The sequence below is a fragment of the Lysinibacillus sp. NPDC093210 genome, assembly GCF_044753985.1.
Taxonomy (GTDB): domain Bacteria; phylum Bacillota; class Bacilli; order Bacillales_A; family Planococcaceae; genus Lysinibacillus.
Genome location: NZ_JBIVOE010000003.1, coordinates 271,537 through 286,388 on the forward strand (window position 1 = coordinate 271,537; position 14,852 = coordinate 286,388).

At 36.2% G+C, this 14,852-nt stretch carries 15 protein-coding genes and 1 riboswitch; all 15 genes read right to left on the reverse strand.

The window, feature by feature from the left end; translation table 11 throughout:
* Positions 1 to 8: 8 nt before the first annotated feature.
* The 15 genes from ACIP9C_RS10545 to comGC all read right to left on the reverse strand — a co-directional run bounded on the left by ACIP9C_RS10545 (position 9) and on the right by comGC (position 14,838).
* Positions 9 to 1,241 (reverse strand): MFS transporter, encoded by a 1,233-nt coding sequence (locus ACIP9C_RS10545; protein WP_401010343.1) that lies wholly within the window; start codon positions 1,239 to 1,241, stop codon positions 9 to 11.
* Between the two features lie 435 nt (positions 1,242 to 1,676).
* Complete coding sequence (locus ACIP9C_RS10550; protein ID WP_401010345.1) at positions 1,677 to 2,999, reverse strand: hypothetical protein; 1,323 nt, start codon at positions 2,997 to 2,999, stop codon at positions 1,677 to 1,679.
* Between the two features lie 192 nt (positions 3,000 to 3,191).
* Complete coding sequence (locus ACIP9C_RS10555; protein ID WP_401010347.1) at positions 3,192 to 6,068, reverse strand: hypothetical protein; 2,877 nt, start codon at positions 6,066 to 6,068, stop codon at positions 3,192 to 3,194.
* Between the two features lie 565 nt (positions 6,069 to 6,633).
* Positions 6,634 to 7,083, reverse strand: coding sequence for an SMI1/KNR4 family protein (locus ACIP9C_RS10560; protein ID WP_401010349.1), 450 nt, complete (start codon positions 7,081 to 7,083; stop codon positions 6,634 to 6,636).
* A gap of 20 nt (positions 7,084 to 7,103) precedes the next feature.
* Positions 7,104 to 7,403 (reverse strand): HNH endonuclease, encoded by a 300-nt coding sequence (locus ACIP9C_RS10565; RefSeq protein ID WP_401010351.1) that lies wholly within the window; start codon positions 7,401 to 7,403, stop codon positions 7,104 to 7,106.
* Complete coding sequence (locus tag ACIP9C_RS10570; RefSeq protein ID WP_401010353.1) at positions 7,400 to 7,906, reverse strand: hypothetical protein; 507 nt, start codon at positions 7,904 to 7,906, stop codon at positions 7,400 to 7,402. Before ACIP9C_RS10570 ends, ACIP9C_RS10565 begins: the two co-directional genes overlap by 4 nt.
* Before the next feature lie 275 nt (positions 7,907 to 8,181).
* Entirely contained in the window at positions 8,182 to 9,645 is a 1,464-nt protein-coding gene (gene gcvPB / locus ACIP9C_RS10575) for an aminomethyl-transferring glycine dehydrogenase subunit GcvPB (RefSeq protein WP_401010355.1), read from the reverse strand.
* Positions 9,638 to 10,984: an aminomethyl-transferring glycine dehydrogenase subunit GcvPA gene (gcvPA, locus tag ACIP9C_RS10580; RefSeq protein WP_401010357.1), complete on the reverse strand. Its 1,347-nt coding sequence runs from the start codon at positions 10,982 to 10,984 to the stop codon at positions 9,638 to 9,640. Before gcvPA ends, gcvPB begins: the two co-directional genes overlap by 8 nt.
* 25 nt (positions 10,985 to 11,009) lie before the next feature.
* A complete protein-coding gene (gcvT, locus tag ACIP9C_RS10585; protein ID WP_401010359.1) occupies positions 11,010 to 12,113 on the reverse strand; it encodes a glycine cleavage system aminomethyltransferase GcvT in 1,104 nt (367 codons plus the stop codon).
* 265 nt (positions 12,114 to 12,378) lie between these two features.
* Positions 12,379 to 12,471: riboswitch (glycine riboswitch) on the reverse strand.
* A gap of 145 nt (positions 12,472 to 12,616) precedes the next feature.
* On the reverse strand, positions 12,617 to 13,132 hold the full coding sequence (locus ACIP9C_RS10590) for a shikimate kinase (RefSeq protein ID WP_401010361.1): 516 nt from the start codon (positions 13,130 to 13,132) through the stop codon (positions 12,617 to 12,619).
* A gap of 16 nt (positions 13,133 to 13,148) precedes the next feature.
* The gene (locus ACIP9C_RS10595; protein WP_401010363.1) at positions 13,149 to 13,349 is read right to left on the reverse strand and encodes a hypothetical protein; all 201 of its coding nucleotides are present in this window, start codon (positions 13,347 to 13,349) and stop codon (positions 13,149 to 13,151) included.
* Positions 13,327 to 13,752 (reverse strand): competence type IV pilus minor pilin ComGF, encoded by a 426-nt coding sequence (comGF, locus tag ACIP9C_RS10600; protein ID WP_401010364.1) that lies wholly within the window; start codon positions 13,750 to 13,752, stop codon positions 13,327 to 13,329. The genes ACIP9C_RS10595 and comGF overlap by 23 nt, the downstream gene beginning before the upstream one ends.
* Positions 13,749 to 14,063, reverse strand: a complete 315-nt coding sequence (locus tag ACIP9C_RS10605; protein WP_401010366.1) for a hypothetical protein — start codon at positions 14,061 to 14,063, stop codon at positions 13,749 to 13,751. Before ACIP9C_RS10605 ends, comGF begins: the two co-directional genes overlap by 4 nt.
* Complete coding sequence (comGD, locus tag ACIP9C_RS10610; protein ID WP_401010368.1) at positions 14,060 to 14,500, reverse strand: competence type IV pilus minor pilin ComGD; 441 nt, start codon at positions 14,498 to 14,500, stop codon at positions 14,060 to 14,062. The genes ACIP9C_RS10605 and comGD overlap by 4 nt, the downstream gene beginning before the upstream one ends.
* Positions 14,497 to 14,838, reverse strand: a complete 342-nt coding sequence (gene comGC / locus ACIP9C_RS10615) for a competence type IV pilus major pilin ComGC (protein WP_401010370.1) — start codon at positions 14,836 to 14,838, stop codon at positions 14,497 to 14,499. Before comGC ends, comGD begins: the two co-directional genes overlap by 4 nt.
* Positions 14,839 to 14,852 lie beyond the last annotated feature (14 nt).

Genomic DNA, 14,852 nt, shown 5'->3' on the forward strand with positions numbered 1-14,852 from the left:
AATGTCGTTTATAAATTCAATAATTTCCCTTTTTGGTCATTTAACGTTAGTAGTGAAATAATACAAATTCCTGCAAATCCTATTAGCATCCAAAAGGCTGCGTCAAAAGAACCGTCAAACGCATCGACCATAAAGCCGATAGCCATTGGTGTTACAAATCCTGCTAATTGACCGCCAGTATTGGCAACCCCCATTGCCGAACCTGTAATAGATGATGGCAATTTTTTCAATACAATGGCAGGTAGTAATGTAATAACAAATGCAATAAATATCGACACAACAGTTTGATAGCCAATAAATAATGTCACAGATTCTGCTGTAAACATTAAATACAATAAAATTCCAATAACTGCACAAGAAATGGAACCTAAGATCTTGTCCATTCCACGTGGTAGCTTATCAATAATAAAACCACTACCATAAACACCAATAATTGTTGTAATCGCTGGAATTGTTTGTGCCCAACCAATTGACATCAAATCAAGTCCCCTATTTTTTTGAAGATAAGTTGGAATCCATGATACTAATCCCCAGTTCACTGCGTAAATACAAAAATAAGCAATAATTAAATTCCACATAAGTGGCGTTTTAAGTAGCTCCTTAAAGCTAACTTTAGTAGTAACTTTCCCTTCACCACCAACATTACCTGTTGATTCGGTTTGCTCTTGTGGAAGTTTAATATATTTCCAGTACAGAATGGCGATAAATGCTCCTATTAAGCCGATAATAATGAACATCATACGCCAGCCAATTGTTCCTAATAAATAAGCAGAAAGAAGTGGAACGATTAACGATACAATGCCTCCAGAGGTAAGCATAATCGACATTGCTCTCCCTCTTTCTTCTTTAGGGAAAACAGTTGCAATGATTTTAGAGCTAGCTGGCTGGAAGCCACCTTCACCAATTCCGAATAAAAATCGAATAACAATCATTGCCGCTAAAGACCATGCTATAGCAGTTAAGCCCGTAAAGATGGACCACATAATGACAGCTATTAATAAAATTCGTTTCGCACCAAATTTATCTGCTAACCAACCACCAGGAATTTGCATAATCGCATAGCCTAAAAAGAAAGCGCTTAAAATAATTCCTGTAGAAGACGCATCTAAGCTTAAATCCCCTGTAATTGCTACAACTGCGTAGTTCATAATGTAACGATCTAAATTCCCCAACGACCATCCTAAAAATAATAGCGCCAGTATAATATTTCTAGATTTTTTTGTCATTTCATTTGTTGTCATCCATATCCCTCCCATGTTTCACGAAACAAATACCAGTTATGCTGTAATCGATAGTATAGGCAAAAGGTGTGTAATTTTTTATATTTCCCATACCACAATTTTTTGCTATTACTACTTTTCCACCTCTCCCTATCTATTAAAATAAATATCCCCTTTATATAGCGACATTTTCGTTATATATTCGTATAATAATCAAATTATTAAGATCTGACAATATTTTTTTGAAAATTTCTAATAGATAGTCGAGGGAGAAATCGGTACAAAATGGATTTGTCAAAACAAAGAAACCGTTGATTTATCTACATTTTTAGCATGATTATCGGAAAGAAAAATCATTAATAATTTTTTATTGTTAATTAACTTGTAGTATCTATTCTCAAAACAAAAAATGTCCCAAAAACCATTAAATGGTTTGGGACATTAATAAATATAAATTTAATAAGTAGACTGTTGCATGACAAGCTGATAGATTTTAATCGGTCGGCCACGTGTATGCTGTAATTCCTCACCGCACATTTTTGCTAAACCGACATTACACAAATCAGCAACGATACGCTGCGCATTTCGTTCACTCATTTGAAGCTGTGTAGCTAAATCCTTTGTCGTAAAATGCTTCCATCGCATTTTCTGGACGAGTGCCAGTATTTTTGTATAGGTTTTAATGCCGACACCACCCCTTTTTAATTTTTCGAGTATTTCAGGATCATCTGCTCGATAGGAATAGGAGAGCTCTTCGGTATTCCCAACGGATTCAATAATAGTTCCATCTTCTTGAATCATCACAATATCGATGGAATCATTTTCTTTCGTTTGTCGTACAGCTCGATGCGCATTTAATTCCGCATTAAAGACAGTCTGTGCAAAACCAATCCCCGCTGTAACCTTGGCATCCAATTCAATAGACAATTGATACATTTTTTCTGTAATAAATTGTATATGCCCTTCAATTGCTCCCCTTGTACTAAAGATTGTATATCTTCCATTTCCTTCCTCAATTAGAGAGCCGTCAATCTGTTCACATAATTGCAGAAAGTTTTCCTTCATCCGTAATTCTAGATACTGTATACGATAACCTTGCTTCATTCGTTCCTTCAATGAATCGAAATCTTTTATTTCGAGCATCACTGCTCCAATTTGCGTTTCTTTATAATAGGACGTTTTGATTTTCTCGGTAAACAACTGCACTGTATGATAAATTTCAGTCTTTGTAGGTGAAACCCAATGTGAAGGAACACCCATTTCTTTCAATTGTTCATCCACCGATGGATAACATGTAATCGCAAAATCAATTTTACCATCCTTCCATAGCTCATAATGGAAATTAAATAATTCCTTTGGATCAATAGCGACATCAAATTCTTTTAAATACATTTTTTTCACGCTTTTTTCAATTTCAGCTAACCCTTCTGATGCCATTTGGGCAGGTGAAGGGATAATATCAACACTTACACGCTCAATAAATTTCTTCATTTTATAAGTTTGCTCTAAAAAGCCTTTATAGATGGCTGCCTCAGAAAAGATAATATGCGCAAGCTTATCCTTTGAAATGCTTGTCTGATTCGCAATTGTATAAGGTATGTATCCTGAAAATAGCCAAAAATCAACATCTTGATTATGAGTCTCCACAATGTGCTTTGTTTCAGTAGCAACGCCATAAATATATGGAATAAACTCCATATCCTGTTCTATTTCTTGTGCCATTTCGATGATTTTTTCAACAGATTTAATTGGTCCAACAACACCTATTTTATACATCATAACTTCCTACTTTCTATTATCAAACTGAACTTTTTCTTAAGGTATTCTCGCTGCTTAAACCATTTAACTGTAAATAGTATAGCGAAAATTAGATTGTCTGGACAAATGATAGCCAATATTTTCAGTTTAATACGCAGAAATTCACCTATACGAAAACCCCGAATAATAGAAAATTATCCGGGGCATTGCTTATTATTTATCAGTTGTATACATTTTATTATAAAGGATTTCTAATTTCTTAGAAAGCTTAGCATATGCATTTTGCCATGCTTTACGAGCTGTTTCATTGCCTTCAGTAGCTGGCACATAGAGCGCATGAACATCTGCAACCTTTTTCAAGTCACTTTCTGCCTGTGTTAACTTCGAATAATTCTTTACAATACTTTTTTCGGAAGTTCCTAGAGCGTCATATGTTGTACGAATATCTTTTACCTTCGTTTCTAAATCATCAGTATATTCGCCATTAATAAGCAGTGAATTAATGGATTCAATTAATTTCAGAGCAATTTCATTCGATTGTTGTTGTCCTTGTTCTTTATCAATAATGGCTTGTCGGATTTCTGAACTAACTAAACTCATTTGTTTTGAAGATAGCTTTGCAAAAGCCTTAATCACTGTTGTTGGATTACTAATAAATGATTTTTCATACTGCTTTAAGAAAGTCTCTACTTTTTTTACATCTGAAACTGCCGCAGTTAAAATCGAAGCATTGGTAATACGTTTTTTGTCATTAGCGCTTAACTTATTATATTGTGAGGAAAGCTCCATTATTTTTTCTTTTGAAACTGTATATATATCGTTAGAGATGATATTAGCAATTGCCTTATTTAAATCCACTATGTCTGGTGCATTGCCATCTACTAAACGATTGTTGAGTAAATCTTCGTATTGCTGTTTCGCTAAATGCTGCTGGTTGGCAGGTAGTTTAGCGTAAGCAGTTTGTACGGTTTGAATTTTTTTAGCTTGTTTTGTAACATCTGTTTCTTCTCGTGCAGTTTGAACTTTTTTATGGAATGACTTTACTCCAGAAAGGTCTTTGCTAGCAGCAGTTAATAAATAATAGTTTGTGACATACTTTCGTGCTGGCGAAGATAGACTTTTATATGTCACTGTCGCTGCATTGACAGCCGATTCAAATTGGGCAAATGTAAAGTTTGTAACGTCAGCAAGCTTTGCAACGTTTGCTTTCAAAGCTTCTGCAGCATCCTTATCAGCAGGCACCTTACCATTTCCATCAACCGTAACATTAGGCGAATTTAATAAAAAATCATCTGCACTATAAACGAGTGATTGTTGCAAGCTAGTTAACTTATTATAAGCTTTCAACGTACTAGTATAGCTTGAATTAAGCTTGTTTTGGGCCACACCAGAAACTTCGGAAAGCTTTTTATAAGCATCCATTTCTTTTATTACTTTTTCCGCTGTTTTTAAATCTTTCTGCAACGTAACAATGCGGTCATAACCAATAATTTTTGCAGCAGAAGTTTTCGTTAGCCCTTTATATTCATTAATAATTCGGTTTACATTCGTAACATGACTTTGCCAAGAATGTACGGACGGATCTATTGGGTACATGTCTTCTGCATCACCAACATAGCTGTCGATTTCTGCATTTAATCTATCAATTTGACTGTCTTCTGCGTTTTCTGCTTCAAGTAATGACGTGACATAATTGGCTGGTACTAACTGTAATTGTTTATATGTTAGCTTTTCATAAGCCGTACGTATCGATTTTGCTGTCGTCACTTGCTTGCTAGGTGTATTATTTGGTGACAACTTATCGAAAAGTTTAATAAATTGCTCAACCTTTTTTATATCCTGCTTCGCATCACTTAAAATTGTTTGATTTTGAACAGCTGAACGATAATTTTGAGATAATTTGGCTATATCTTTTTCTATTGCTTCCACTGCTGTTTGTAACGCTTTAATGTTAGTTGGTACATATTTCACAAGGGAGTTTTCATATGCTAATAATGCAACAATTTCCTGATTTAATCTTCTAACTTCCTTAAATTCATCGATATCAGTTGGATTTTTCAATATATTTTTAATACTATTATATAAAGTATCATTGATATCTAAGCTGCGTTGTAATAAATCTAACTTATCATAAGTCTCTTCAATTTCTTTTAAATATTGTGTTAGGTTCTTTTCATCAACCTCATTCACCTTATCTACTTTCTCATTTAACTTGCTCAATAGCTCTATATCAGCAAGTGCTCGCTTCAAAACATCATAATTTGTCACATTGGCCTTTGCAGGTGCTGTTAATGCCTGATACTTAGCCTCTAACGCCGTAACATCAGCTTTAAATGAAGCTAGACTTGAGATATTATATTGATGGTCATTTTTAAGCACTGTTTTAATTTCATTAATCATTGTGTTTGTTGGTTCATTGGATACTGTAATCTCATTAGAAAAATCTGATTCTACAATTGCAGGACCAACTTTTGCTTTTACCCTAACCATAATATCTTTTATATTTTCTTCTAATGCATTTTTTGGAACTGTATATGTACCACTAGTTGCTCCATCAATAATTGTGAAAGAATCACCAACTTTATAGAACCATTGGTAACTATATGTAATTTGACTACTTTGTAATTTTGCTCCTGCACTATCAGTAACATCGACTGTCACTTTTACTTCTTCCCCAGGCACAATATACTTTGAAGCAATTAAAAATTCTGGTTTTGTAATCGCAAGTTGTAGTGTATTTATAGTTCGTGTTGCACTCTTATATCGATTATCTGTCGTTGTGATTGCTTCTACAAAAATTGTTTTCCCTGCAGCATCTACTGGTACTGTGAATGATGAAGTAGTTGCACCAGAAATCGGTTTATTCGTAACATTTGTCGTTCCATTTTCGCCCGAAGTCTTTTCAACATAATACCATTGGTAACCTTTAACAATTGTATTGGCTGGTAAATTTTCTATTGAAGCTTTTAAAACTTCATTCACCATATTTTGACCTGTCACTGTCACTTCTGATTCCGCCGCTCCCGCAATTGTTGGGACAATAAGAACTGCAGGAATAGCTGCTACTGTGATAAATAATTTTTTATTCAATTTTATACCTCCTTCATACATCTATTATGTATATCGGTCATATTTCAATAATTTCTTTCGTTTTATTGAATATTTCTAAAAGGTGTAAATTCTCCTTATTAAACATTACTAAATAGTAATATATTGATATTTCATTCACTAGGTTCGTTTTTCAACAAATTCTTTAGCATTAGTTAGAGGGACCTCCTACTAAACGAAGATATTATGCAATCTGTTTAGTAGGAGCCCCTCTTCAGTTTCAAAAACATTAAAATGTACAAAGTGGGTTAATTTAAAAACAAGAGTATTGTCGGCATCTATTATAAACCTTCATTTTCACTTTATATTTCTGCACTCCCACCATAAAAAACGTAAAAATGTAGAATGTGGTACATCTTTATAATCTATAACAAATTTATCTATCGATACCGCTATTTTCATCGCCCGTTCTTCCCCTTATAAGTACTTATATAAAATTTAACACTTAGTACACTAATTAATAATCGTAATCTTTCAATTTACTTATTTAAACATGCAAAAAAAGCACTTGTCGCCTGTTATAGGCAATCAAGTGCTTTTTTCCGACTTATTCTTCTTTTTCATCATATAGTGAATTCAAAAATTCATTAAGATCACTTGCAAGATAGAACATATTGCTCATATCATCTGGGTTATCAGATTCTTGTTCGTGATCCCAAAAATATATATTATTACAGTACTTTTCGTTTAATCCCAAACAAATCACATTCCCTGAGGGGTCATTTCCAATAGGAATAAACCCTGATGGAAGTCTGCCTTCATAAATATCCATGTACTCTTCTAAGTTACTATACATGTCTCCAATACCATAAAATATATTAATTACTCCTTCTCCTTGCTCATCAGAAATTTTGAACATACTTGGGGAGGGATCTCCTCCATTCGATTCTAATAGGAAATTTATATATTGCTCGGGAAAACTCAAATTAAGCTTCTGCTGAAATTCATTAATTTCTTCTACTGTAATAGGTCGATGTGATCCATCCATTTGTATCATAGTTACACCTCTTGATTATTTTATTCATTACCCTTACCATTGACTTTCGATATTCCCCCACTATGAGTAAATTCAGAGTGTACCTTTTCTTCAACTAAGATCATTGTCTTACCGTCTTGATGATGATGCCAAATGTAACCTGATGGTGGTTTATTAGGCTTTAGTACAGGGGGAATAGAGTCCTTACTCAAACCGGCCTCCAGATTTGCTGCTTTATAATCTGCTGGTCGGTTTGTTGGTGAAGCGAATTTAATTTCAACTGGCTTGACAGTTGGATGATAAAACTCTGAAAAATCAGGGTAGCCATCTGGATAACTCACAGATTGCCCCTTCTTATTAGTGTAGGTCCAAATTCCATTTTCATCACTTGAAATGTTTCCACCTTTATCATACCATTTTTAGGTACAGGTGAATTCTTCGGCTTAGTTTCCATTATTTCTTTAGTGAAATCCGACAATTCTAACCTTTTACCTTTATCCGTACCCTTAGTCGCCTCAGCAGGTTTACTATCTTTTGCAGGTGGTTTGGAACTATTCGATGGCTTTGGATTTGACGATGGTGTATTTTTCCCTGCTGTTCCCGCAGATTTATTAGCGTTTTTAACACCTTCGGCTATATCCTTCGTTGCATTAGCACCTTTATTTATCCATTTTCCAGCTGTTGCTGCATTGCCCGCCACTGGAATCATCGCTGCAAAGGAGAGGCTAGCGTTCAACTTGTCGCCCCTTGCCGCATAAATAATGCCATTCAAGCCATCCGCTACTTCTCCAACAACCGGGATGAGCCCTGCGAGATCTAGTCCTACTTGGAGCGTATTTAACAAATTTTTACGGTGTCACGCTGTAGCATGGCAAAATTTTTAATGCTCTTGTCATTGTTTTGGTTTGATGTAGCAATTAATGGCGTAGTGCTACTAAATCTTTTCACAGTAACAAGTGTCGAATTTGGCTGATTAAAGTTCGTATTAATTGACGTTATTGACCTCCCACGTTTCAAGGGAATAATATTCTTCTCTTTTTCAAGTAACTTCAATTTTCCTCAAACACAAAAAAAATGCCCGATCAGTATATTAAAATACTGGTCGGGCATTGTGATTTATTATGCTTTTTGGTAACGCAGCACTGGTGTACGAGCAGCGCGTGTTTCGTCAAGACGAGTTACGACTGTTGTATGTGGTGCTTCTTGTACGATCGATGGATTTTCTTCTGCTTCTTTCGCGATTTGAATCATAATGTCGCAGAATGCATCTAACGTTTCTTTTGATTCTGTTTCTGTAGGCTCGATCATTAACGCCTCTTCCACGTTTAGTGGGAAGTACGTTGTTGGTGGATGGTAGCCAAAGTCTAACAAGCGTTTTGCAATATCGAGTGTACGAACGCCAAGTTTCTTCTGACGACGACCAGATAGAACAAATTCATGCTTACAATGACGGTTATATGGTAAATCGTAGAATGGCTCTAGACGACGCATCATGTAGTTTGCATTTAGTACAGCATATTCTGTTACAGCTTTTAAGCCATCTGGACCCATCGTACGAATGTACGTATATGCACGTACGTTAATACCAAAGTTACCATAGTAAGGTTTAACACGACCGATTGATTGTGGACGCTCGTAATCGAAGTGGTATGAACCATCTTCTGTTCTTACAAGTACTGGTTTTGGTAGGAACGGAATTAAATCAGCTTTTACGCCTACTGGACCAGAACCTGGACCACCGCCACCGTGTGGACCTGTAAACGTTTTGTGCAAGTTTAAGTGTACACAGTCAAAGCCCATATCGCCAGGACGTGCTTTACTCATAACCGCATTTAAGTTAGCGCCGTCATAGTATACTTTACCGCCAACTTCATGAATAAGCTCCGCCATTTCGATAATATTTTCTTCAAATAGACCAAGCGTATTTGGGTTTGTTAGCATTAACGCAGCTGTATCTGAACCTACTACTTTACGTAAATCCTCGATGTCTACTAAACCATTTTCATCGGATTTTACTGTAATAGTTTCAAAGCCTGCAACAGTTGCTGATGCTGGATTTGTACCATGAGCTGAGTCAGGAACGATCACTTTATTACGATGTCCTTCTCCATTTGCTTCATGGAAAGCACGAATCATCATTAATGCTGTCCATTCACCGTGGGCTCCTGCAGCGGGTTGTAATGTCACTTCATCCATACCTGTAATTTCTACTAATGAAGTTTGTAGTTCATAAAGAAGCTCCATTGCACCTTGTACCGTTGATTCATCTTGTAATGGATGAACATTGGCAAAACCAGAAAAACGTGCAACTGACTCATTAATTTTCGGGTTGTACTTCATCGTACATGATCCTAGTGGATAGAACCCAGAGTCTACACCATGGTTACGACGAGATAGCGCTGTATAATGACGCATAATATCAAGCTCCGAAACTTCTGGTAACTCAGCTGCTTCTTCACGAATACAGTTTGCAGGAAGTAAATCTGCAAGATCGACTTCCGGTACATCTAGTGCTTCTAAGCTATACCCTACGCGACCTTCTTTTGTAATTTCAAAAATGAGTGTTTGATTTTCGTTATGCATTGAGAGCCCCCATTTCTGCAACAAGTGCATCAATTTCTTCCTTCGTGCGTAATTCTGTTACAGCGATTAGTACGTGTTGTTTAAGTGAATCGTAAGTTTGACCTAATGGATAACCACCGATAATGCCTTTTTCAAGTAAACCTTTATTAATTTCTTTCACGCATTTATTTGTTTTCACAACGATTTCGTTAAAGTGTGCACCTTGGAATGCAACAGTAAATCCTGCCGCTTCAAAGGCATTTTTTGCATAGCGTGTTTTCGCAATATTTTGCGTAGCCATTTCTCGAACGCCTTGCTTTCCTAAAGCTGTCATTGCAACCGAAGCTGCAAGTGCTAAAAGTGCTTGGTTTGAACAAATGTTAGATGTAGCTTTATCACGACGGATATGTTGCTCACGTGCTTGTAGCGTTAACACATAACCTCGGCGACCTTCCCCATCTACCGTTTCACCAACAAGACGGCCAGGAACTTTACGCATTAATTTTGTTGTTACCGCGAAGAAACCACAGTGTGGACCACCGAAGCTTTCAGCAATACCAAATACTTGTGCATCACCAACACAAATATCAGCACCAAGCTTACCTGGAGGAGTTAAAATACCAAGCGCAAGTGGGTTAGATGATACAACAAATAAACTTTTTGCATCATGTGCAATATCACCGATTACTTGTAAATCCTCTACTTGACCAAAGAAGTTTGGATATTGTGCAATAACAGCCGCTGTATTATCATCAATCAGCTCTTTTAAAGCTTCTACATCTGTCACACCATCTTTATGAGGGATTGTTACGATGTCAATTGATTGACCGTATGCATATGTAGCAACGACATCACGATATTCAGGGTGAACCGTTTCAGATACTAAAATTTTCTTACGACGTGTATGTCCTGCAGCTAACATACCTGCTTCTGCTAGTGCCGTTCCACCATCATACATAGACGAGTTCGCAAGATCCATTCCTGTAAGCTCAGCAATCATCGTTTGGAATTCAAAAATCGCTTGTAATTCACCTTGTGAAATTTCAGGTTGATACGGTGTATACGCAGTGTAAAACTCTGAACGAGAAATGACATGGTCTACGATAATCGGTTTATAGTGATTGTAGACACCTGCGCCTAAGAATGATACGTTCGCATTCGTATCTTTGTTTTTTGCAGCAAGTGCAGATAACTCTTTTAAAAGTGCAGATTCTGATTTCGCTTCTTTAATATCATAAAGGCCTTTAAAACGTACTTTTTCTGGAATATCCTCGAATAACTCATCGACTGATGATACACCAACTACGTCTAACATTTCTTTTTTGTCTTGCTCCGTCATTGGTAAATAACGATGTTTCATAAATGTAGGTCCCTCTTTTCAAATTTTATTTTGAACGCTTGTAAAACGGTGTTTCAACTGTCACTACTTTTAATTGCTTACCACGAATTTCAATTTCCAATTCAGTTCCGATTGTTGCGAATTGGCTGTCAATTAATGCGTTACCAACATTACGTTTTGAAGAAGGAAGCTGTGTACCTGTTGTCACTTCACCGATTTCTTTACCATCTTTGAACACTTTGTAGCCATGTCGTGGAATCCCTTTATCGATCATTTCAATACCTACTATTTTACGCGCTAATCCATTTTCTTTTTGCTCTGCTAACGCGTCATGACCAATGAAGTCTTCTTTATTCAATTTCACAGCAAAGCCAATGCCTGCTTCAAGTGGTGAAATCGTTGCAGAAAGTTCTTGCCCATAAAGAGGAAGTCCTGCTTCAAAGCGCAGTGTATCACGGCAGCCCAAGCCTGCTGGCACAACGCCTTTATCTTTTCCAGCTTCTAGGATGATATCCCATAATGCTTTAATGTCCGCTGGAGCCCCATACAATTCAAAACCATCTTCACCCGTATAACCACTGCGAGAAACTAATGCTTTATGTCCTGCAATGTCAACATCATCTTGGAAGCGGAAATATTTAATTGCAGTTAAATCCGTTGCTGTTAATGTTTGTAGAAGTTCTTCAGCTAATGGCCCTTGTAGAGCGATTTGCGCATATGAATCAGATTGATTGTCAATAGTCACATCAAATTGATGTTGATTTTCCATCATCCAGTCATAATCTTTTTCAATATTTGCCGCATTGACACATAGTAAATAATGATTGTCTGCTAGTTTATAAGTTAATAAATCATCGACAACCCCACCATCTTCGTAGCACATCGCATTATATTGCGCTTGACCTGTAGCAATTTTCGAAATGTCATTCGACAACAGATTTTGTAAAAAATCTAAAGCCTCAGTACCGGTTACTAAAATTTCACCCATATGTGACACATCAAATAAGCCTGCACGATTACGCACCGCATCATGTTCATCTTTAATAGAAGTGAATTGCACTGGTAATTCCCATCCACCGAAGTCAATTGTTTTACCACCATACTTTGCATATTCGTCAAATAGAGGTGTACGTTTTAATTCATTCGTCATTACTTTTGCCTCCTTATTGTTAGTATCATTTTTACTGGTAGTAGTTCGCCTGCTTTTTCGACATCTTAAGTACGTAGCAAGCATTAATACTGCCCGATTGTACTTTTGACAAATGTCTAGACATAAAAAAAGACAGACGAACCCCTTTTCGGGATTCTCTGTCCTTGCACCTGAAAGTTACACCAAACTAACTCGCATTACGAAAATGCCAGTAAGTAGGCTTTCCCCTTTGGTGGCTGTTGTATTACAGCTCTCTCCAGAGTTGCGTCTTGTACGAGTCCTTTTACCTGAGAGATTCATAGCCCTTTGCTACTTGCTCCTTCGGTGGCGTCTACACGCGCTCTCCCCGTACAATCATCCGCCCAAGAATACTCTTGGTTCTATTTAGTATTCAATGTACAAAAAGTTACCTTATTAGTCTATATCCTAACATTGATTGTATTGAAAAGGCAAACATTTTTTAAATTAACTTAAAAGACGAATATTAAGTTCATTTAATACAACTATCGTTCGTTTTTCAATCTTTTTACTTGAAATACTAAATACTCGAGAATATGTCGAATTGTTCTACCTTCTGTAAGCACTTGAATATGTCCTGCTTCACGATAGAATTTTCTTCTGTAATGATACAGCTCCTCTAACTCTTCCTTTGTTGATCTTTGTACAATTGGTCGATTTGGATCATGCTGTATTCTTTTATAAATATCTTCGAATGTCGCATCTAAAAAGAATACAAGTCCACTGCGTCTCATAATTTTCCGGTTTTCCCCATTTACAGCTACACCGCCACCAGTAGAGATAATACATGCCTCGTCGCGGAAATTTTTCAAAAATTCCGTTTCTATTTCTCGGAAACGAGCCTCTCCATATTTCTCAAAAATCTGTGGAATCGTCATCCCCTGCTGTCTGACAATTTCATGATCCATATCATAGTACGGTAACTTTAATAAATAGCTTAACCTTCTTCCTAACGCACTTTTCCCGCAGCCCATAAAGCCAACTAAATATATTTTTCGCATTCGAATCACCTTCTTACTACGATTCTACACTGTCTGACAAAATTTGTCCTAATAAATTTATCGTAGATCGAACATTCATTTCTTCCAATCCATCATATGTTCGAAACTGAATCTCATAAGACATGCAATACGCAAGAACAAAAGTAGTTACAAAAAATAATAATGCAATTGCGATTAAAAATACAGTCCCTCTATCATTTTTCAGAAATTGGTACATAATAGGTCCGCTCCTTTTTTAAACCGCTTGGAAATTCGACAGCTATTGTGAGTTCATTATTGTTAAATTGGAACTGACATTTATTAATCCCAATAAGCATTGGGACATGGCCACCATTCACCTGATCTCGAATCATATTACGATAGCAATCAAAATGATGAAGTGTATTAGACGCTTGCAGCGTAATTCTTTTTTGATCTCTCCTGATTGTTATTGTTGTAGCATTTGTTAAATACGTATTCATTTCGAAAACAAATAACTCCCATTTTGTTTGTTCATCCGTCATCATAGTTGTTTTCATATTAGCAGCCCAAAGGAAAATCAATATAAATACATGACAAACTAGCACAAATACGATTAATTGAAACAATGCTTCTAGTAATGTGTAGCCTTTTTCATTCATCGAATTTCACCTGTTTGTTGAATACACTTTTGACGTTGTTCTTTTGTGTTTCGAAACGTTACACATATCCCCTGTCCATCAAACAGCCAGTGATAGTTTACCTCATCAACTGTCCTTGTCCCTTCGACTTGATGTAAAAACAAATATTGCTTCAATCCTTCATAGGCTGTTTCAGCAGCAGCAACCTCAAGCTTTTGATTGTATAAATTTGTTTTCATCGTGTAGCTAATAGGAATTAAAGTTGAGCAGAGTACCATGAAGATAAAAATCGATACGATTGTCTCGACAAACGAATAGCCTGTTTCATTCATTCAACTCTTGCTCTCCCTCGACCTAAAGTTATAACAACCTTTTTAGTTCCCTGCGGTGTTTTAAAATAAACAGTTCCTGGAGTCATGACATTCCCTTTAAAATTAAATCGTATCGTTTGGACGGTACTCCGATCAGACAATAATTCAACCCCCTTTGGAAAAGGGCGAATATAAACATTCGTATAAAAATCCTTTTTTATACTATAACTATGTGATGAACTTTCAAATTTCATAAATATATAATCCTTATGCTGCATGCTATATGTTTGCAAATATTGAAGATCTAATTGAATTTGGCTAAAAAAGCGTTCCACTTCTTTTGCTTCTGCTACTTTTAACGAAAATTTTGTCACAATAGCTGTTAACATCATCACAACAAACAACACAATTATTATTTCGATTAATGTATAGCCTCGCTCATTTTTTTGACAATTCATTGGCCATCAGCCTCTGATATGGAAGGCTGTTTGGCTAATCGAACCTCTCCTTTATTCGTAATGATAATTTCTTCTTTATTTGGACAAGTCTTTCCCTGCTCTTTTAAATAACCCTTCGATACCAAATCATCTAATGTAGGATACTCCATAAAATCTACTCGGTATGCCTCTACTTGTCCTTGCACCATAGCTATATAGGCTGCGCAGCCCTTTTCATCAATTGTTGCAAAATGTTTTGTTACATTTGGAATTGTAATTAGTATAAGTATTGAAATAATCAACAAGACGATTAACATTTCAATTAGTGTAAATCCAGCTTCTTGTTTAAAAAGCTTCATTGAAGGTCCTCCTC

Bases quoted from the DNA above. Each gene is read 5' to 3' on its own strand.
- ACIP9C_RS10545 (WP_401010343.1), bottom strand. From the start codon at position 1,241: ATGACAACAAATGAAATGACAAAAAAATCTAGAAATATTATACTGGCG.
- ACIP9C_RS10550 (WP_401010345.1), bottom strand. From the start codon at position 2,999: ATGATGTATAAAATAGGTGTTGTTGGACCAATTAAATCTGTTGAAAAA.
- ACIP9C_RS10560 (WP_401010349.1), bottom strand. From the start codon at position 7,083: ATGATACAAATGGATGGATCACATCGACCTATTACAGTAGAAGAAATT.
- gcvPB (WP_401010355.1), bottom strand. From the start codon at position 9,645: ATGCATAACGAAAATCAAACACTCATTTTTGAAATTACAAAAGAAGGT.
- gcvPA (WP_401010357.1), bottom strand. From the start codon at position 10,984: ATGAAACATCGTTATTTACCAATGACGGAGCAAGACAAAAAAGAAATG.
- gcvT (WP_401010359.1), bottom strand. From the start codon at position 12,113: ATGACGAATGAATTAAAACGTACACCTCTATTTGACGAATATGCAAAG.
- ACIP9C_RS10590 (WP_401010361.1), bottom strand. From the start codon at position 13,132: ATGCGAAAAATATATTTAGTTGGCTTTATGGGCTGCGGGAAAAGTGCG.
- ACIP9C_RS10595 (WP_401010363.1), bottom strand. From the start codon at position 13,349: ATGTACCAATTTCTGAAAAATGATAGAGGGACTGTATTTTTAATCGCA.
- comGF (WP_401010364.1), bottom strand. From the start codon at position 13,752: ATGAATGAAAAAGGCTACACATTACTAGAAGCATTGTTTCAATTAATC.
- ACIP9C_RS10605 (WP_401010366.1), bottom strand. From the start codon at position 14,063: ATGAATGAAACAGGCTATTCGTTTGTCGAGACAATCGTATCGATTTTT.
- comGD (WP_401010368.1), bottom strand. From the start codon at position 14,500: ATGAATTGTCAAAAAAATGAGCGAGGCTATACATTAATCGAAATAATA.
- comGC (WP_401010370.1), bottom strand. From the start codon at position 14,838: ATGAAGCTTTTTAAACAAGAAGCTGGATTTACACTAATTGAAATGTTA.